Origin of the sequence: Chlamydia psittaci 6BC (genome assembly GCF_000204255.1) — a bacterium.
Lineage (GTDB): Bacteria > Chlamydiota > Chlamydiia > Chlamydiales > Chlamydiaceae > Chlamydia > Chlamydia psittaci.
In genome coordinates this window covers 222,765-242,580 of record NC_017287.1, presented here as the reverse complement: position 1 = coordinate 242,580, position 19,816 = coordinate 222,765, and the positions used below count along the sequence as shown (strand labels likewise).

Genomic DNA, 19,816 nt, shown 5'->3' with positions numbered 1-19,816 from the left:
GAACAACACATCTCCTAACTAAACTAAAGTTTCCAGATCGATTTCAGGATAAAGCGGGAACCGCGATAATAAGTCTGCGACTCGAGCTCTTGCTTCTTCAGCAATGTTTTCTGGAAGCTCTCCTTCACTTTTACTAAAACTATCATCAGCATTACGTCTCAAAGTAATATTTCGCAATACTTTCACAATAATATTCGCAACTTCTTCCATTTCATCACTGCCCATACCTAGAGTCGTTAAAGCAGGTGTTCCCAAACGTATTCCTGAGGTGTCCCACTTCCCTACAGCATCTGATGGTATCGTATTGCGATTCACAGCAATACCTACAGAACTTAATATATCCTCAGCAATACGTCCAGATATACCTAGAGAAGTTAGATCGATAATTAACATGTGGTTATCTGTACCGCCAGTAAGCAAGCGTAATCCCTGTTTTTGAAAATGCTCAGCTAAAGTTCTAGCGTTATCCACAACCTGATGAGCATATTTTTTAAAGTCCACAGTGAGCGCTTCTTTTAACGCTACAGCCTTTGCTGCAATAACATGGGGTAAAGGACCTCCCATCATTAAAGGACAAGCTCGATTAATCACTGCATCATATTCTTTGGATGCTAAAACTAAACCTCCACGAGGTCCTCGCAAAGTTTTATGAGTTGTCGTAGTAATAATGTCTGCAAACGGAATCGGATTTTCCTCTTCAACAAATACACCGCCGGCAACAAGACCAGCAAAATGCGCCATATCCACCCATAAAACAGCTCCACAATCATCAGCTATTTGTTTTAGGGTGGAAAAATTTAATCTTCTGGAATATGAAGAATACCCAGCAATGAGTACCGTAGGTTTATGTGTTCGTACTAAACGTGCGATCTCCGAATAATCAAAACACTCCGTCTTTTTATTCACTTCATAAGGCACACAACGCATTAACTTGGACATAACGTTTAAACGTACAGTTCCATGTGTTAAATGTCCTCCTGAGTTCAACGAAGGCCCTAAACAAACGTGAGAACCTATCTCAGCTTTTAATTCCGTATATTCTTTATCCGTAAGATCGTTAATCGTTTTGTATCCTAAACGCTTAACCGCAGGTCCTTGAATTTTCTGAGTAATAATTGCCATGATGGCTAATAAATTCGCATCTGCACCCGAATGGGGTTGTACAAAAGCACTTTCCGCTCCGAAAAGTTCTTTAGCCGTTTCAACACATTCCCACTCGATAGCATCTACATTCTCGCAACAAGAATAAAACCGCTTAAAGGGGCTCCCCTCGCAATACTTATCCGTAAGCAAGTTCCCCATAGCCAGCTGAACTGAAATAGAAGCATAATTCTCAGAAGCAATCATCTTTAAGCGTGAACGTTGACTCCTCAACTCATCTATAATACTTTTCCCAATCGAAGGAAAAGAGTGTAAAAGATGATCTAATGCAGCTAAGTATGCAGTAGAAGCTAGGTCCTGCCCCTTCTTCCCCGAAGCATTTTCTAAAAATTTATGCAACAACGACGCCATTGCCGAACCTCTATTATCAACTCTATGAATGAAAAACTATAATATAAAGCGAAGCTCTCTGCATCTAACCCAAGAAAAGTCAAGAACTCTTACTATTTTTTTCATTAGGGAAAAAGCGAAGATCTAAAAATGGACATCCTAGCTTGCATATCGAAAAATGTCAATCAGCTCCTAATGCAACCTAAATCCTACTAAAAACACGCCTTCTACGTTTGTATTTACTCTGTGATTACAGGAACGATTTTCTAGATGCGAAACAAACTCTCCCTATTTAAACTACGCTTATATGCTACATTCTAGAAAAAGATAATTCTATGACCATATACCTAGGATTAAATCGAGAAACAGCAAACAGATACCACGCCAGCTTCGTTCCGATTCTTGAGATCATTCCCTTTGCAAGAAGCTCTCCTCAACTACGTTACGCCCTGCGTTACCTAGAAGAAACTTCTCATATCCTGCTCACCAGCCCATCTTCAACATCACTATTTATTTCTAGAATGCGCAGAAAAAATTCTAAAAAGACGTTATCTACCAAACATTACCTTTGTTTAGGAGAAATCACAGCAAGTCGCCTTACAAGGCTTCTCCCAAAAGCACAATATTCCCTAGCTACTATTGAAACCGGAGAAGGCGTGCTCCCAATGATCTCCTCTTTACCCAAAAACGCTCGTATCCTCTACCCACACTCAGCCTTATCGCGTCCTGTAATTGAAGATTTTTTAAAAAGAGAAAACCGAAGCTTTTTTGCCTATTCCCACTACACCATTCGAGAACGTCAATTACACCCCTCTGTATTCAAGCAGTGCAGCCGTGTAATTTTAACCAGTCCCTCTGGAGTTAGGGCGTATGCTAAACTCTTCCCCCAGCTCCCAAGGAGAATACACATCTGCCAAGGCCCGATCACACTTAAAGAATTTAGGGAAATTTACAACCATCCTGGGGAACTTCTTCAAAAGGACAGCCTTACCGAAAGCTGATGACAAAAAACTATTTTTACAATTAAATCATTCGGAGTTTAAGCTTTTATTTTACAGTATCCTGCATGTTAATTTCAGCAACATCGGCACAAATTTCCCAACGTGAAGAACCTCTGAACTTATTTTCTAAAGGAAGTGTTGCGAGAAGCAAGCTCACCCATGTTGTTGCCCACTGCATAATTCAATCCATAGTTATCACAATGTTGATTGCTGGGATCACTGCTGCAGGCTGCTGCGTCCATCCTATATTTTTTGCATTCCTATTAACCATTGCTCCAATATATCTCTCCCTTAGACTCTTAGCTGGTGTGAAACTCAGGGAATTATTTATCGCCTTTCATGTTTATCCCACTGAAGATCAGATTCATAATACAGTTATGTTATAAGGCAAATAAGAAGCAAAAATAAAACGTCTAGAAAAAGCCATTTATTTTTTATAAAATTAGTTTTGAAACTAAATATAATTATAATTTATGGCTAACATGAATCCCTTGCGCAACCAAAGTACTTCAGATTTAAGTCCCATATTCTCACCAAGAGAAATCTCCACAAAAAAATGGGATAAGGTACTGAAAATCACTTCTTTATCCATTCTCAGCGCTCTCACGCTTGGAACCGGAGTAGCCGGTATTACCTTAGCCATTGTTTTGGCCATGCCTGCCTTGGCTTTACTCGCAGTATCCTCCGTACTGTTGGCTCTAGTAACCGTAGGGGTGTACAAATACTTCCAACAAAAAGCCGACGGAGATTGGTCTGGAGCTCTAAACCAAAACTTTAGAACACTCCCAGAGTCATCTGCTCAAGCGAACTTCTTAGTTAGTCCGGGAGCCCACCTATCTTTCCATCAAAACAAGAAAAATCCAGGGGTTAAACTCGGTATTCAGGAGAGCGTTACACCAGGATTTACTATCAAATTCCTTGCGCTCCCCAGATCCAACACATTCAAAACAGTCACAAGTCAAAGCGGAATCGCATTCAATGCTCTCCTTCCTGCTGCACAGACGTTAATCTCCCAAAACTCAAATCAATCTCGACTCTTCTTTAGAGAACTCCTAAATCTTGGGCAAAACTCCCAATGGCATGCCTCCCAGTATCAAGGAGACACATCAATTAAACTCCCCTTCGGGCCTACTGAAGCGCGTTCTACAAAATTAAGCATCAAAGACAGCCCGACTATGACGCATCCCAAAAAAGAAAGTTTTCCAGAATACATAGGACATGTTCGTGGGCCACGGCTTGAGGAGTTCTCTGGGGAAGATAATGAGGTCATAAATGACTATTACAACCGCGCTCTTTTTGCTTATGAGAATTGTTTAGAAGAGGCTATCAACAAAGGCTGCTCGATTGTTTCCGTTCCTCTTTTCTCCTCTGTTTGTGAATTAGACAGTAGAGAGGAACAACCCAGACAAGATAGAAATTATGAATGGATTTTGGATTGTAATGCGCTGTGTAAAAAAGCCTTAATTGAAGCCGTTGATAAAACCGCTCGCGCTAACCCAAATTCTTTAAAACTCCTCGTGCTCTTACAAGATCCCTTTGCTCCCCTTGCTTAAAGTAAGGAGTAGAAAGAGGAGAAGTTTTTATCGGAATCCTCTCCTCTTCTATTTAAATACATAATTCTTAAAAAGAACCTTTCATTTTTTTTCTGACGTCATTACCCTACTTTGAGATTCGAATAAAACAACCTTGTGAACTACGTATTTAGGAAAGAAAAGTGTGAGAGTTTTGAAGTAGCGAACTACCTTATGATCAGGGGACAAATTTAAATCATCTTTTAAACTCGTTCTTGAGCTAGGGCTGGTAAAAATTAATTTACATGCTAGTTATGGTGGTTAAACTTTTAACCCTTCTTAAGTTACTCTTCCTTAGGAATTTCTTTTATTGAAAAAAACGTTCTTTACTTCTTGCTAAAAAAGCAGTAAACTTGCTTTCTTCTTCAGATGTATTCATTCCTAAATTCTATGATTTCGCATCCGTATTTAGGAACCACTAAGCCAAGCAAGGAATAGTTTTCATGCATGAAGCACTCCAGAGTATTTTAGCCATTCAAGAGCTCGATATTAAAATGATTCGCTTAATGCGAGTCAAGAAAGAGCATCAGAAAGAGCTCGCTAAAGTCCAATCTCTTAAATCTGACATTCGTCGAAAAGTTCAGGAAAAAGAGTTGGAGATGGAAAACTTAAAGAATCAGATTAAAGAAGGCGAGAATCGGATTCAAGAGATTTCTGATCAAATTAACAAATTAGAAAGTCAACAAGCAGCTGTGAAAAAGATGGATGAGTTTAATGCACTCACCCAAGAAATGACAGCAGCAAATAAAGAGCGCCGTGCGTTAGAGCACCAACTTAGTGACCTTATGGACAAACAGGCGGGAAGTGAGGACCTGATTGTCTCTTTAAAAGAAAGTCTCACCTCAACAGAGAACAGTAGTTTCGCTATCGAAAAAGAAATCTGCGAAAGTATTAAAAAGATCAACGAAGAAGGCAGAGCCCTACTGCAGCAACGTAGTGAATTAAAAGAAACTACGGATCCAGAAATGTTCCTTATTTACGAACGTTTATTAAACAACAAAAAAGATCGTGTTGTTGTTCCAATAGATAATCGTGTCTGTAGCGGTTGTCATATTGTTCTTACTCCCCAGCACGAAAACTTAGTCCGTAAAAAAGATCGACTTATTTTCTGCGAACATTGTTCTAGAATTTTATATTGGCGAGAAGCAGACGCTCTTGCTAACGACAGCTCTGCAGCAAAACGTCGTCGCAGACGTGCCGCTGTATAAACAAGTCCATCGGAAGAGAAAGGCAACCGCTTTTTGTACCTTTACTAAGGTATATTAAGAGGAAAGTCTGGACTTCATAAGAAAAGATACTGGAGAAACTCCAGGGGCCGTAAGGCTACGGAAAGTGCAACAGAAAACATTCCGCTATAAAAGGGTCTTTTTATAGACAGGCTGAAAATTCCTATTTTAAGAATAGGAGCTATTAAGGTGACTTAGTAGACGTGCAAACCCTATCTGAAGCAAGAGAAAAAGTTTTTGTTTCTGCATAATGAGGAATGGTATTCCTCATGAACTTTTTCATAATCGCTTGAGGGATATAGTAATATATCCCCTAGATGAATGGTTGCCCTCAAGATGGGTTTTCTCATCTTGTAGACAGAATCCAGCTTACCCTCTCTTCCGATATTTTTATCTTTTAGATGAGACCTGCTTTTGCCAGGGTATGCATCTGAAGCAATCCCACCACATACTTCTGATCCTTAGCATCTACAACAGGTAAAATGGTCACAGGACTCCCTGTTTCCATCATTTGTAGGCCAAGAAGCACATCAGCATCTTCACTAATCACTCGAGGATTGGGTGTCATGACATCTTTAAGTCTCTGAGAGAGAATATCGCCTCCATGACGAGTTAATGATCTACGTAAATCTCCATCTGTGAAGATTCCTAATATTTCAAACTTCTCATTTACTATACACACACAGCCACAACCATAAGAAGAAAAGATATCCAAAGAATCTGCGATTGTATCCTCTGGAGAACAAAAAGGAACTTCTGTTTTTGGGAACATATAATCCCGAATTTTTCCAATAACCTTGAGACCAATCTGACCGCCTGGATGATTCTTTCCATAATCAGCGAGAGAGATTTGCCTACTACGTAATAAGGTAATAGCTAGAAGATCACCAAAAAGTAGTTGGCATGTTGTTGATGTTGTAGGAACAAGATTAAAAGGATCTAATTCTTCGATCATAGGTAAGATAACTACGTGATCACAAAGAACTGCTAAACTCGAATACGTAGCGGAGGTAATTCCTGCAATGAATACTCCCCGCTCTTTTAAATAAGGAATACATTCTAAAAGCTCGCGAGTTTCTCCACTTTTAGAAAAAAGACAGACGATATCTCCAGGACGGACAACGCCAAGATCCCCATGCAGGAGATCTCCAGAAGCTAAGAAAAGAGCGCGCTCTCCAAAAGACTGTAAAGTAGCAACGATTTTCCTTGCGATACAACCACTTTTTCCTACACCAGAAAAAAATATGGAACCTTGATGATTTAATATCTTCTCAGCTAATACCCAAGTATCCTCACACTGAAAACTATCAAAAAAACGTTCTAAAGATTCCCTTTGCTTACTGACAATATCTTGGCATAGATCAATGGATGTTGTGGGAGAGCTCATCCCTTTAGTCCTCAGAAAAAATCGTAGTGTGTTAGCTCATCGTAACAGACTCTAACCGATTTTTCAATGAGGTTAAAAATTCACTACCGTAAATACCATCCAATACCCTGTGGTCAAACGTGAGGGTAACATAGACCATTTTGCGAATAGCTAAAGAATCGTCATCACGCACAACAACACGTTTTTGTATCGTTCCTATTCCTAAAATAGCTACTTCCGGATAACGAATTATTGGCATGCCAATTAAAGCTCCCGTCATACCGAAATTAGTAACGGTGACACTACCATCTTGAGTTTCTGAAGGATCAAGTTTATTTGCCCGAGCTCTTGCAGAAAGATCAGCGAGAGTTTTCGCAATGCTTACTAAACCACGATCCTGACAATTATGAATAACAGGAACAACAACGCCCTCTTTATTCAAATTAACAGCAACACCCACATTGATTGATTTCTTCACAACAATTGTATCGCCGTCTAAAGATCCATTCAATAACGGGAACTGCTCCAAAGCCTTGGCTAAACACTGGATAATGAAACTAGTAATTGTGAGTTTCACACCATGCGTTGCAAAAAATCTATCCTTCTCTTCAGCAATTAAATTCATCAAATCTGTGACATCAATATCCACAATAAGAGAAGCATGAGGCACTTCATCTGAAGATTTAGATAACGAGGAAGCTATAGCTCTACGTAGTGGAGACATGGGAATGCGATTTTCATTCGCATTCGCAATATTTGGGCACGAAGGTTGGCGCATTTCAAGGATATAGTTTTCTAAATCCCTACGAGTGACGCGCCCATCATTTCCTGTTCCAGAAATCTGTTGTAGTTGCTGGAGAGAAACACCTTCACGGTGTGCCAAACTAAGAACTGCCGGAGAAAACCATGCCGAATTCTTCCCAGAATCTTGAGGACACGAAGCATTGGGTGACAGTTCTTCGACAACGACCTCTTCCTCGACAGCAGACTCCGTATCTATTAAGGCTATCACTTCTTCGGCAGCAACTTCATCACCTTCTTTTACGAGACAGCGAATTAATTTCCCTGCTTTAGGAGAGGCTAACTCCGTAGCAATCTTGTCAGTAGATACTTCAATTACAGGCTCATCTTTTGCAACGTTCTCTCCCACCTGCTTGAGCCAACGAACTACCAACCCTCCAGAACCAGTCTCTCCTATTTTCGGAAATCGAAATTCAAACATGCGTAAACTCTCCTACACTGTCTCTGTACTCTCTTCTTTCAAAGCTACCTTTTCTTTCAAAGATACCTTTTTCTCCTCCAAAGGTGTGGACAACTCACCTTCTCCGGAAGCCACATAAACAGCGACCACAGCATCTCCGAGGATGTTCATAGGAGTTCCTATGATGTCTCGCAACCTATCAATACCTGCTAAAACAGCAATTCCTTGAATAGGCAACCCTACAGAGGCTAATACAGACCCCAGAGTAATCATTCCGCCCCCGGGGACGCCTGCACTACCCACCGCAGAGAAAGTCGCTGCGATAACGATTAATAACAAACTACTGAAAGGTAATGGACAGTTATAGGCCTGAGCAATAAATACTGCTGCCATACCTTGAAATATCGCAGTACCATTCATATTGACAGTAGCACCTAAAGGCAAAACAAAACCAGAAACTTCCGAAGAAACTCCAAGATTTTTAGATACGCAACGCATAGTCACAGGCAGTGTTGCCGAACTACTCGAAGTGGATATTGCACAAGATATGGCATCCATCATTGCAGAAAGGAATTTAGAGAAGGACATCTTGCAGCCCATCCGGATGATACCACCAAAAACAAGCACAGCATGAAATAGACAGGCAAGATAATAGGCAAAAATAAATTTCCCTAATTGCCAGAGAATAACCAAACCGTGACTTCCCGAAATCCATGCCATACTTGCCCCGACACCATAAGGCGCAAAGGTCATGATCATATTGATCATGCGCAACATAATTTCAGAAAAACCTTCAATAAATTTAGCTACAGGACGTCCTTGTTCTCCAGAAAGACGCATAGCTATTCCTAAGAAAATAGCAAACACGATGATTTGTAAAATATTTCCTTCAACGAAAGATCTGACAGGATTTGAAGGAAAAATTTGAGAAATCAAAGACAAGAAATACGTACTACTTCTCTCAGGAGCCACTATGTGCGTTTCAGTGACATTCTGCGATAGGTCACAGCCCTCTCCAGGACTGAAAAATTGAGCAAAACATAAGCCTATAATAATCGCTAGACATGTTGTCCCTAAATATAGGGCGACGCTTTTCATTCCTATGCGCCCCAGCTTCTTCATATCACTAATAGAAGCGATACCCAACACCATGGAACAAAATACCAGAGGGTAGACAACCATGCTCAATAGGTTTAAGAAAATATCTCCTATAGGTTTAAAAAAGATCGCTTTATCTTCTAAAATTAAACCTAGGGTAACCCCAACAAATAATCCTATAAAGATTTTCATCCATAGTTTCATTAGTTACCTCTTACCATTATGTATCCGATCTATTTTATCCAGTAAGGCGGCTGTAGCACCCTCCTGATCGGTAAAATCAAATTCCATTTGAACCTTACCAATCGGAAGAATCCCCGGCTCGTGAATCAAATTTCCGAGCTTTATGCCATCCTTTTCTGTGCACAATAACCCCTCTCCCTGACGCATAGCGATCTTTGAAGAGAAGTAGTGCAATTCTTTTTTCGTTATTCCTGCGTGGTCAGGTAACAAATACGTTCCTAATATTTTCACTCCGGCACGTTTTAACATATCAAGAAAGCCCTGCGGGAATCCTAGACCACAGAACACACCGGCGGCTAGCCCAGACAGGCTATCCAAAGAAAGTTTCTCCCCTCGCGAATCCCAAAGTACTTGAGAAATGCGTGGTTCAACAAAAATTTTTGGTGATGTACACCAAGTATGCAAAAGCTTCTGGTTCTCTAAACAACAAGAACCATTAACTATGATAAAATCGGCCTCTTGCAATCTTTTAGGAGAATCTCGGAGTCGCCCTCGAGGGAAAAAAGCTCCTCCTCCTAAAGGATCTTGACCGTTAACTACAACAATTTCCACGTCTTTGTGTAGTTTGTTATTTTGGAAACCATCATCCAAAATCAAAATATCAAAATCTTTAGCGGCTTCTTTAGCCGTAAGTCTACGATCTTTGTGCACAAAAACAGCACCCTTGGAGAGTTTCTCCGCCATAAGTAACGGTTCGTCTCCTACATAAGCAGCGTTATGTATCTCAGGATCGACTATAGTGAACTTTCTCTGACCACTACATTTTCCTTTATATCCGCGAGAAAGAATAGCACAGGAATACCCTCGCGTTTTTAGAACTTCAGCTAACCATAATACCGTAGGTGTCTTACCCGAACCACCGAGAACAATATTTCCCACACTAATTACGGTAGAAGACACGCGATAAGGAGCTGAACAAAATAACTTTCGTCGAAAGCTTATGGTGCCGGCGAATATCCAAGAAAGTATCTTCCCAAAACACCCCCAACCCAGGATCTTTCCCAAGCTAATAGCTACGGTTAAGCGGCGATAAAAAATAAAAAAGGGCGAAGGAAAGCGCGTTTTCATCGAACTTCGTTATAACTCACTGATCATCCACTCAGAAAATTATGATTGTTTAAAACCACAATCTCCGCCGCATCCTGGAATCATCTAGCATCTCATAAAAAACATTAAGAATCAAGTTTACATAGGAAAATTAAAAAAATTTTATATATAATTAATCATATCTATTTTTTAATTTATTCCTTTTCTCGTGATAAACAAAGTAAACTATTTTTGATTTTGTAAACGATGTTTTCTTTTGATTATCTACTAGACTAGGCTTCCCAACGTTGCCGAATAACTTCGTAAGCAACTGCAGATACGGCCGTAGATAAATTTAAAGAATCAGCTTGACCTAGCATGGGTAAGGAGATTTTTGAGAAATTTCCCTTGAGCCAAGATGCAGTGAGTCCGTCTTTTTCAGAACCAAAAACCAAAACTAGCGGTTGATTGTAATTTTCACAAAAATACATGGTTTTTGCTCTAGGGGAGGTGACAAAGGCTTGCCATTTTTCCTCAAGAATGACTTGCAATACCTGATCCAAAGTGGCAGACCAAATAGGTAAGGTAAATACAGTACCTAATGAAGAACGAATAACATTAGGATTATACACATCGACGACAGGATCGCATAAAATTACTCCATCCGCCCCTACCCCATCGGCTATTCTAAGTATCGCCCCCACATTCCCAGGCTTTTCAACCTGTTCTATAATCAAATAAAACGGTAGAGGATTTCTCTTCTGAGCTAAAAACTCTTCTCGAGACCACCACCGTTTCTTCATAACAGCAATAAAATTGTCGTGATGTTCTTTATAGGAAAGTTTGGAAAGAGTTTCTTCTAAACAGTAGACCTTTTCTATAGGGAGTTTTTGGATGGCATTCAAAAAAGATTGTTCTTTTTCTGAGACGCGCGTTCCACAAAAGATCCGTTCACACTCATATCCCGAGTCTAGAGCTTTTTGAATCTCTCGAAAACCCTCTAAAAGAAAGACGGGGCCTTTACGAGAGCGGTTATGTTTTAACGCGACAGCTTCTTTTACCTTAGGGTTATTTTTTCCTATAAACTCCATTTAGCAAACACTCCTGAGGGTAAAGCTTGATCTCCTGAGCCGCAAAAGCTTTCTCCTGAGGACCAAAACTGTTTATCTAAAGCAAAGGCACGTATAGCTAAACTCTGCAAAAAAGCAGGAGTATGGCCGGGAGTATGAGAAGTGATCAAAACATAAGAAGAAGAATCTGAAAGTAATTTTGAGCACAAAACTAATAATGAAAAGAAATCCCTATCGATTTTAAAAATCTCTCCATTAAGTCCCCGGCCATAGGTGGGAGGATCGAGCAAAATGATATCGTACTTTTTCCCTTTACGTATTTCTTTTTGCAAAAAAGAAAACACATCTTCAACAACCCAAAATATCCTTTTCTCGGGCAGGGCATTGTTTTCTACATTCTTTTGCGCCCACTTTATCGCGGGTTTTGAAGCATCTACATGACAAACCTTCGCTCCACACTTTGCAGCAAATATCGATGTGGAACCGGTATAAGCAAATAAATTTAACACCCGGCATGAAGAATGCCGTTCTATGCTCAATTTCAATTCCGGCCAAAATCCACTATGCTCTGGGAAAATCCCTATATGACCGAAAGAGGTGAGCTTTAGCGTGCAATCCACAATGTCAAGGTTTATGCGCCAACTTTCAGGAATAGAGGCTGCACAACGCCATTGTCCCTCCTCTCCTGATCTTACATATTCCGCATGCGCCTTTTTCCATAAGGACGGTGTGGTCTTCGGCCAAATTGCCGTACACGAGGGGCGGATAAGAGTTATGGGGCCAAAGCTTTCTAACTTTTTCCCTTCACCGCTATCTAGTAACTTATAAGTCATATATTTGTTTATTTATCGAGAGTATAAACGCCTTAACGTATCCACTTGTGTTTTGGTCGCCATATCCGGCTCTATATTTACTTTGGATCCTTCTCGTTTATATCCCAAGGTCGTTCGAGATAATGTTTCGGGGATCAATCCAACCGAACACACATCCTCTTCTACAGTAACAAGAGTCAGGCTAATGCCATCTATAGAAATAAATCCTTTTTCAAAAAGGTATATAGATAAGGAACTTGGCACACGGAAATAATACCGATTTTTCTCTATAAGCACAATCTCTCCGACACCACAAACATGACCAGAGACCATATGCCCACCAATTTCATCGCTCCCTTTTAAAGATCGTTCAACATTTACACGATCACCTACTACCTTCTCCCCTATTGTAGTACAGGAAAGAGTTTCGGGAATAATGTCGAAAAACATTTTACCACCCTCTTCAAGTTTAACTACAGTAAGACAGACACCATCGATGGCAACACTACAGCCGATTTCAAGTCCTGAAATACATGAGGAAGAAACTTCCACGCCTATAGTTAAACCTTCATCTCTCGGCTCTATACTAAATATTTGACCGAGTTCTTGCACTATTCCAGAAAACATTCTTAAATCCTGAGCATCTAGTATTTACAATAAAACAGCTTTTCGACAAAATGCTGTCGTTTCGCAAAGGTAGCGAAACTATATCAAGCAATCTGTCTTTCGCGGTTTTTAATTTTATAAATTAGGAAAAAAAATTTGCAACTTATAGTCGCATAGATTTATTCTGCACTAAAATTATTATTTTCTTAGACTACCTTAACCTTAGGAGGTAGCTCCTGTGCAGTGTCCTTTTTGCAATCATGGGGAATTAAAAGTCATAGATTCAAGAAATGCACCAGAGGCTAACGCGATTAAACGCCGAAGAGAATGCTTAAATTGTGGACAAAGGTTTACAACCTTTGAAACCGTTGAGTTAACTCTGCAGGTGCTAAAACGTGATGGTCGTTACGAGAATTTCCAGGAATCAAAACTAATTAATGGATTAAATGCCGCCTCTAGTCATACACGTATAGGTCAAGATCAAGTGCACGCAATAGCCTCTAACGTAAAATCTGAGTTATTAGGCAAACAAAATAGGGAAATCTCTACCAAAGAAATTGGCGAACTAGTAATGAAATATCTAAAAAAGGCAGACATGATTGCTTACATTAGATTTGCTTGCGTCTACAGAAGATTCAAAGATGTTGGCGAATTAATGGAGGTTTTGCTATCTGCAACTCCGGATATGGAAAAATAGTTATTATTTTAGGTTAAGGAGAAAAAACTATGCCGTTGTCTGAGGACGAAATAGCCAATTTTAAACAAAGGCTTCTAGAGATGAAATATAAGCTGTCTCACACGCTAGAAGGAAATGCTCAAGAAGTCAAAAAACCTAACGAAGCTACTGGATATTCTCAACACCAAGCTGATCAGGGTACCGATACTTTCGATAGAACAATCAGCTTAGAAGTAACAACGAAAGAGTATGAGTTATTAAGACAAATTAATCGAGCTTTAGAAAAAATCGAAGAGTCTTCCTACGGTATCTGTGATGTCAGTGGCGAAGAAATTCCTTTGGCTCGGTTAATGGCAATCCCCTATGCTACAATGACGGTCAAAGCTCAATCACAGTTTGAGAAAGGCCTACTTTATGGAAACTAACCCCAATGTCTAGTCGCTCCCGATCTACTTTCCTTGCTATTTCATTTTTTGTCCTTATGGATTGGGTGACTAAATTAGCTGTTTTGCTGTATCGAGGGAACCTGCCTGATGCTAACCCCATACTATATCAATATAGTTGGGGAAAGCTGCTGTTTTGCATTTGCCCTACTTTTAACGAGGGCGCAGCTTTTGGGTTATTTTCAAAATATAAATATTTCTTATTCTTTATACGTATAATAATTATTTTATCTATTCTCGCCTTCCTTTTCTTGAGAAAGAAAACCACCTCCCTTTCTCTCCGTTTTGCCCTAATTCTCCTGTGTTCTGGAGCTATTGGCAACGTGGGAGATATTGTATTCTACAGACATGTCGTAGACTTTATTTCTATTGGTTATAAGCGTTGGTTTTTCCCAACATTTAATTTCGCCGATATTTTTATCTCTTTAGGAACTTTAATCTTCATATATGAGCTTTATTTTCCTACTAAACAAAAGATAAAATAGAGATAATAGTTTCCCTATCTTCTTAATGAATAGCTATGTTTAAAACATTTAAAAAAATTTTTTACAATGAATGCAATCCTGTCTTTACTCGCAGCTTTTGATGACTTCTTTTGGTCCTATGTGGCTTTCCTTATGATTCTCTTATTGGGGATAAGCTTTTCATGGAAATCTCGTTTTGCTCAATTCACTAAGTTTCCACAATTCTGCAGGCTATTTTATCAATACTCTCAGGGGACGTCTAAAAATAAGACAGAAGAACGAGGGGTGCATCCGTTAAAGGTATTTTTTGCATCTGCAAGTGGGAATATCGGTATTGGTAACGTTGTAGGGATTGTTACAGCTGCATGTATTGGTGGTCCTGGAGCATTGTTCTGGGTTTGGATCGCTGGAATTTTAGGTTCTATAGTCAAATACTCTGAAGTGTATTTAGGGATTAAGTTTCGTAAAGTAGACAACGAGGGTGTTTATCAGGGTGGGCCGATGTACTTCCTGGATAAAGCCTATGGAACAAAAGTCATACCGATTATTGTCGCTGTTTTACTCTGTATTTATGGTGTAGAGATTTATCAATTCTCTGTTATTGCTGACACCATTTCTCACTGCTGGAGCATTCCGAAATTATTTACTATTTTTGGTCTGCTATTTCTTGTTCTCTACGCAGTTCAAGGAGGATTACAGCGTATTGGGAAAATCTGTGCTTGTGTGCTCCCATTTTTCCTTACTCTATACTGTCTGTTATCCCTATATATACTTGTGAAAGAGTTTCACCAGCTGCCTTCCCTATTTTCTGCAGTATTTTCATCAGCATTTACAGGACATGGTGCCATCGGAGGGTTTGCAGGATGTACTTTAGCCACGACTATCCACCAAGGGATCTCTAGAGCGGCTTATTCTGGAGACATCGGTATTGGATTTGACTCCATTATTCAAAGTGAAAGTTCTGTAAAAAAACCAGAAACGCAAGCTCAGCTCAGCATTATAGGTCTTGCTATAGACAATCTTATCTGTACTCTAAGCTTACTGATGGTCCTTGCATCCGGGTCTTGGTCTTTGGGTCTCGACAACGCTTCTCAAGCTGTGGAGCACGCCTTAGCGACCTACTTCCCTCTGGTAAAGATTCTACTCCCCACCTTCTTTTTCGTGACAGGCTATACAACGATTATTTCGTATTTCCTCGTAGGGAAAAAATGTGCAAAGTTTCTTTACGGAAAGGGAGGATCGAAAATCTACACGATTTACGGAGCTACGATATTGCCGGCATTTTGCTTTCTCTCTCAAAATACCGCTTTGTTGGTCATGTCGGTATCGGGAGCCCTCCTCCTATGCTTCAACCTATTTGGGGTCTTCCTAATGAGAAAAGAGGTAGAATTCCCAAGGTCGGATAAAGCTATAGAGATCCCCTCCTCCGCAGAATAAGCATTTCCGGGGGAGCCTACCCCCTGCTTTTTTCCGTATCGCTCTCATTACCAACTTCATATCCCTAATTCTTATTAGGGATTTTCTTTTCTTTATCTTTAACTTATTTATTAGAAAGTATTTTCTTTAATTTTTTTTAAAATAAACAGAAAATAAAAAGTGAAATTAAATAATAAAAAATAAAATTGTTTGTTCGCTTTATATGAATACTTACCTCACGGGAGCAATTATTTTCTGTTGCATCTTGCTATCAACGTGCATGGTAACAGTGTTCGTTTTAACTATTAGCTTGTTACACAGGCTGAATAAGATAGTTAAAAATATCAGTAAGATCACGACGATTTTAAATTTTGAAGCTAAGATCCTAGCGCCTTTATTGTTAGGGAAAAAGCTGATTTTCGGTTGGTTACGCAAACGCAACAAGCATTTACCAAAAGATATTGAAGATTTCATCAGTGAGGGAAGTAAAAGCAACTGGATGGGAAAGATCTGCCGAGGAGCAAAGTGGGCAGCTGTTGCCATGCTCGTTTGGTGCATGTTCCGCAAAAAAGATTAATCTGTCTTAGGGGGAAGAAGGTATGTTTAGAAATCACAAGCACAATAAGAAAACTTGTAAGCGTTGGCGTTGGCTCAGAGGTGTAATCTTCGGAGGGTTTATCGCGACATTGCTTACCTGTTTATTCACTCCGAAAAGTGGTGTGCAGTTAAGAAAGAAACTCTCAAGAGTAAAAACCTCAGGAACAAAAAAAGGCAAAACCCTGTTTAAACATTCTAAAGAACATACGAAAGCCTTTGCACAACAAACAAAAGCCTTAGCGAAAAATCTCACTAAAGAAATCAAGGATTTCACAAAGGCAATGATCGAAGAAACGAAAGATTAATTTCTCTTTGTCCATCCCCCCTATAGCCTCTAAAGAGAATGCTCTCAGTATCTTTAGAGGCATATTCTCAAGACAGTTAAAAAAAATACAATAGACTTTAACTATTCCGTACTGATTAACGTACGCTTGGATCAATTTTTTATTTCCGTGTATTTATTTTATTCTTCTATGTAAGTTAGATCTCTTACTCTAGACTGCGAAACGACTAGGATTCTGAAACATGAAGCAGACGTTCTTTTGGAAATGCATATTTCTTTCTTCACTCGCACAAGTTACTCAGTTATCAGCTACAGAAGTAGTTCTTCCTTTATCTGGAATACACACAGGTGAAGATCCTGAATTATTTACGATGTTAACGACATCGCCTCAAGGAACCCACTACACACTACGTGGTGAGTTTACTCTGAAAGATTTTCTAGGTCTCAGTATCCATAAACCTGGAGGAGCCTTCCGAAACTTAGAAGGAAATCTGACATTTACAGGGAGCTCTCCCTTAGCTGTATTAAACTTCACGAATTTACAACTAGGGAGTCAGGGTGCTGGTGTATTTTCTAAATCCCTTCTTAACTTCGAAAATTTAAAAACCATACGCGTGCAAAACAATCAAAGTACCGGAGGAGTGATTGCTTCTAGGCAAGATATGTTTTTCACCAAAAACACACAACTCCTCTTTGAAAACAATGTGAGCTATGGTCCTGGAGGGGCGATCCTCCTTACAGGAACTCAACCAAACCGCGTAGTGTTTAGTGAGCAACGTGGAGTGATTTCCTTTATCAATAACCAAGCAGAAGTAGTGAAAAATATCTCCCATTCAGGAAATGGTGGGGCTATCAGTAGCGAAGTCGCTGGATCTGCTATTCTCTTCGATGGAAATCAGGAGATTCTCTTTCAGAAGAACCAGGCAAAATTTGGTGGTGGAATTTACAACTCCCAAGGATCTGTAGAGTTTAGTAAGAATAGAAATACAATTACCTTCACAGAAAATCAAGCTTTAGAATCTGGGGGCGCTATTTATGCGAATCTGTGCAGTATAAATAAACAATCTGCTCCGATGTGCTTCAAAAAAAATCATGCTAACCACCTTGGCGGTGCTATTCATTCCCATCAGACGATCGTGAAAAATAATGACGCTGCTATTCTCTTTAGCCAAAACTCCGCAGAAGGAGGTGGGGCTATAACTGCGATAAGTTGTCACCTTATAGCTTCCCAACCCATTATCTTTTCTGAAAATTCTGCAGGGAATCTTGGAGGTGGTGCTATTTATTTAAGTGGGCCGCAACCTCAACTCTATTTACATGCACAAGCAGGAGACATTATATTTACAGGCAATGTTGCTAAGATATCTACCAAGCACTCTTCAGTCATAAATAATAATGCGATTACGATCAAAGGTTCCCCTGAAAACATTCGGCTCATTGCCAACGAAAACCAATCCATTATTTTCTATGATCCGTTTCTTGCGACGTCACAAAGCTCACATCCTATAAATATCAACTCCGTGGATAATATTTTTCACTGTGGTTCTGTGATTTTCTCTGGAGAGAAACTCCCTCTAGATCGCCAAGATAAAACGAATAAGACGTCTATCTTTAACCAACCTGTCTATCTGCATAATGGGACTCTGTCCATTACAGGTGGTGCTATTCTTGCTGTTCAGGAATTCAAGCAATTCGGTGGAGTATTAAATCTTAGCCCTGGATCGATGTTAACAAGTTACAACAGTTCAGGCAAAGATGTCGTCATTTCCAACATTAGTTTTGGTTTAGATGCTGCCCACTCGCATCTTCCTGCTGAGATCCGCTCAGGAAATTCCGAAATCAAACTATCGGGATCTCCGCAAATTCATGATCCTGACAATATATTCTATGACAACCATAGTTTGGCATCCCAGCCCTACCAGATGGAAATCATTTTCAAATCTGACAAAAACATTCATACGGAGAAATTTGTCCCTGAAGAAATCGCCGTGCAACAAAATACATATGGCTATCAAGGGGTATGGAAATTTAACTGGTCTGAAGAAGATTCAAAAAGACACAAAACATTAAGAGCATTATGGATCCCTACCGGGACGTTCGTGTTAAATCCCGAAAAGGAAGGTTCTTTGGTTCCATCTTCTGTATGGTCAACATTTACAGGGATGCGTGCTTCCAACGATGCTGTTCTGGATAACTACCTAAATAATAATACGCTGCTTCCCATAAAGCATATCTGTATTTTCGGTGGTATTGTCTCTAGTATTATGGAGCAAAGTACTGATAACTATAAGAACTTCTCTACGACACAAGCGGGTCATAATCTTGGGATTAAGCTCCCATTTTCTCCAAATACTGTTGTTTGTGCTACATTTTCGCAACTCCACGGTTCCAGTTCTCAAAATAACATTCCGGGGAAAAGTCATTCGCACATGTTGATGGGTACGGTGGCAGCTTTTAAAAACTGGAAAGCATTATCGTTTCGTTCTTCTGTAAGCTATGCGGAAGAGTCTCATGTTATGAAACATCGGTTTTCTAAAAAGGATATCACCCGTGGGTCGTGGAAAAACCAAGGAGTTCGGGGCAGTGTAGGTTTATCTTATGCCTACCCTAAGGGAATTCGCTGTCTTAAAATCACACCTTTTGTCAATCTTGAATATACTACAATTAACCAAAATCCTTTCATAGAAACAGGATACGATCCTCGGTATTTTGCTTCTTCACGATTGAATAACCTTGCTCTTCCTACAGGGGTCTCTCTAGAACTACGTTTATTCGGAGCCAAATATTCCCTTCTATCAGAATTTAGCATGGCCTATATTAAGGACTTATTCAGAGAAGATCCTTTAACTACAGCTTCATTAATCCTGAATCAGCATTCTTGGAAAGTTGGCAGTGTCTTTATGGGACAAGAAGCACTCAACCTGAAATTCCGCACCACCTTCAAATGTAAACTGGCTAGGGCATATTTAGGAATCTCAACCATGCAACGCGAAGGGAACACCTTCTCTGGCGACGCTTTTGGTGGTATATCTCTAAATTTTTAATTTTTCCTTGACTATGAACGTTGTCAGAGATTACGAATAGCATGCGTCAAGGTATTATAGATGAGCTCTTGTCTCCCTAAAGCTCATTTCTAATATCTTGATCTTTCTTGCTCTCTTTTATTATCCCTTGCCTAATTTGCCTTTCTGATTTATCTAACACATATCTAGACAGTGAATATTCG

Annotated in this window: 19 protein-coding genes and 1 other RNA gene; 12 read left to right on the top strand and 8 right to left on the bottom strand. The window is 39.7% G+C overall.

Annotated features, from left to right (window positions below; translation table 11 throughout):
- Positions 1 to 18 precede the first annotated feature (18 nt).
- Positions 19 to 1,512, bottom strand: a complete 1,494-nt coding sequence (locus G5O_RS06310; protein ID WP_006342902.1) for a glycine hydroxymethyltransferase — start codon at positions 1,510 to 1,512, stop codon at positions 19 to 21.
- A gap of 314 nt (positions 1,513 to 1,826) precedes the next feature.
- Here G5O_RS06310 and G5O_RS06305 point away from each other — a divergent pair, with 314 nt between their 5' ends.
- The 5 genes from G5O_RS06305 to rnpB all read left to right on the top strand — a co-directional run bounded on the left by G5O_RS06305 (position 1,827) and on the right by rnpB (position 5,677).
- The gene (locus G5O_RS06305; protein ID WP_006342901.1) at positions 1,827 to 2,492 is read left to right on the top strand and encodes a uroporphyrinogen-III synthase; all 666 of its coding nucleotides are present in this window, start codon (positions 1,827 to 1,829) and stop codon (positions 2,490 to 2,492) included.
- A 113-nt stretch (positions 2,493 to 2,605) separates the two neighbouring features.
- Positions 2,606 to 2,878, top strand: a complete 273-nt coding sequence (locus tag G5O_RS10455; RefSeq protein WP_306409255.1) for a hypothetical protein — start codon at positions 2,606 to 2,608, stop codon at positions 2,876 to 2,878.
- A gap of 87 nt (positions 2,879 to 2,965) precedes the next feature.
- The gene (locus G5O_RS06295; RefSeq protein WP_006342899.1) at positions 2,966 to 4,045 is read left to right on the top strand and encodes a macro domain-containing protein; all 1,080 of its coding nucleotides are present in this window, start codon (positions 2,966 to 2,968) and stop codon (positions 4,043 to 4,045) included.
- A 461-nt stretch (positions 4,046 to 4,506) separates the two neighbouring features.
- Positions 4,507 to 5,271 carry a zinc ribbon domain regulatory protein CdsZ gene (gene cdsZ / locus G5O_RS06290; RefSeq protein ID WP_006342898.1) on the top strand — a complete coding sequence of 255 codons (765 nt, stop codon included), beginning with the start codon at positions 4,507 to 4,509 and terminating at the stop codon, positions 5,269 to 5,271.
- 10 nt (positions 5,272 to 5,281) lie between these two features.
- Positions 5,282 to 5,677: RNase P RNA component class A (gene rnpB, locus G5O_RS10275), an RNA gene on the top strand.
- 9 nt (positions 5,678 to 5,686) lie between these two features.
- Here the strand turns inward: rnpB and G5O_RS06285 are convergent.
- The 7 genes from G5O_RS06285 to G5O_RS06255 form a co-directional block, all read right to left on the bottom strand.
- The gene (locus G5O_RS06285; protein WP_006342897.1) at positions 5,687 to 6,676 is read right to left on the bottom strand and encodes a KpsF/GutQ family sugar-phosphate isomerase; all 990 of its coding nucleotides are present in this window, start codon (positions 6,674 to 6,676) and stop codon (positions 5,687 to 5,689) included.
- Positions 6,677 to 6,707: 31 nt separating this feature from the next.
- Complete coding sequence (locus tag G5O_RS06280) at positions 6,708 to 7,877, bottom strand: dihydrolipoamide acetyltransferase family protein (RefSeq protein WP_006342896.1); 1,170 nt, start codon at positions 7,875 to 7,877, stop codon at positions 6,708 to 6,710.
- Between the two features lie 12 nt (positions 7,878 to 7,889).
- A complete protein-coding gene (locus tag G5O_RS06275; protein ID WP_006342895.1) occupies positions 7,890 to 9,158 on the bottom strand; it encodes a dicarboxylate/amino acid:cation symporter in 1,269 nt (422 codons plus the stop codon).
- Between the two features lie 3 nt (positions 9,159 to 9,161).
- Positions 9,162 to 10,265 (bottom strand): tetraacyldisaccharide 4'-kinase, encoded by a 1,104-nt coding sequence (gene lpxK, locus G5O_RS06270; RefSeq protein ID WP_006342894.1) that lies wholly within the window; start codon positions 10,263 to 10,265, stop codon positions 9,162 to 9,164.
- 251 nt (positions 10,266 to 10,516) lie between these two features.
- Positions 10,517 to 11,314, bottom strand: a complete 798-nt coding sequence (locus G5O_RS06265) for an RNA methyltransferase (protein ID WP_006342893.1) — start codon at positions 11,312 to 11,314, stop codon at positions 10,517 to 10,519.
- The gene (locus G5O_RS06260; protein WP_006342892.1) at positions 11,302 to 12,126 is read right to left on the bottom strand and encodes an RsmD family RNA methyltransferase; all 825 of its coding nucleotides are present in this window, start codon (positions 12,124 to 12,126) and stop codon (positions 11,302 to 11,304) included. The genes G5O_RS06265 and G5O_RS06260 overlap by 13 nt, the downstream gene beginning before the upstream one ends.
- Before the next feature lie 12 nt (positions 12,127 to 12,138).
- A complete protein-coding gene (locus tag G5O_RS06255; protein WP_006342891.1) occupies positions 12,139 to 12,732 on the bottom strand; it encodes a riboflavin synthase in 594 nt (197 codons plus the stop codon).
- 217 nt (positions 12,733 to 12,949) lie between these two features.
- Here G5O_RS06255 and nrdR point away from each other — a divergent pair, with 217 nt between their 5' ends.
- From nrdR to G5O_RS06220, 7 genes are all read left to right on the top strand, one after another.
- On the top strand, positions 12,950 to 13,408 hold the full coding sequence (gene nrdR, locus G5O_RS06250; protein WP_006342890.1) for a transcriptional regulator NrdR: 459 nt from the start codon (positions 12,950 to 12,952) through the stop codon (positions 13,406 to 13,408).
- 29 nt (positions 13,409 to 13,437) lie between these two features.
- The gene (locus G5O_RS06245; protein ID WP_006342889.1) at positions 13,438 to 13,812 is read left to right on the top strand and encodes a TraR/DksA family transcriptional regulator; all 375 of its coding nucleotides are present in this window, start codon (positions 13,438 to 13,440) and stop codon (positions 13,810 to 13,812) included.
- 5 nt (positions 13,813 to 13,817) lie between these two features.
- Positions 13,818 to 14,315 (top strand): signal peptidase II, encoded by a 498-nt coding sequence (lspA, locus tag G5O_RS06240; RefSeq protein ID WP_006342888.1) that lies wholly within the window; start codon positions 13,818 to 13,820, stop codon positions 14,313 to 14,315.
- Positions 14,316 to 14,381: 66 nt separating this feature from the next.
- Positions 14,382 to 15,731, top strand: coding sequence for an amino acid carrier protein (locus tag G5O_RS06235; RefSeq protein WP_006342887.1), 1,350 nt, complete (start codon positions 14,382 to 14,384; stop codon positions 15,729 to 15,731).
- A 202-nt stretch (positions 15,732 to 15,933) separates the two neighbouring features.
- The gene (locus G5O_RS06230) at positions 15,934 to 16,287 is read left to right on the top strand and encodes a hypothetical protein (RefSeq protein ID WP_013462607.1); all 354 of its coding nucleotides are present in this window, start codon (positions 15,934 to 15,936) and stop codon (positions 16,285 to 16,287) included.
- A gap of 22 nt (positions 16,288 to 16,309) precedes the next feature.
- Complete coding sequence (locus tag G5O_RS06225; protein WP_006342885.1) at positions 16,310 to 16,612, top strand: YtxH domain-containing protein; 303 nt, start codon at positions 16,310 to 16,312, stop codon at positions 16,610 to 16,612.
- Positions 16,613 to 16,832: 220 nt separating this feature from the next.
- Complete coding sequence (locus tag G5O_RS06220; RefSeq protein WP_006342884.1) at positions 16,833 to 19,634, top strand: polymorphic outer membrane protein middle domain-containing protein; 2,802 nt, start codon at positions 16,833 to 16,835, stop codon at positions 19,632 to 19,634.
- Positions 19,635 to 19,816: the final 182 nt, after the last annotated feature.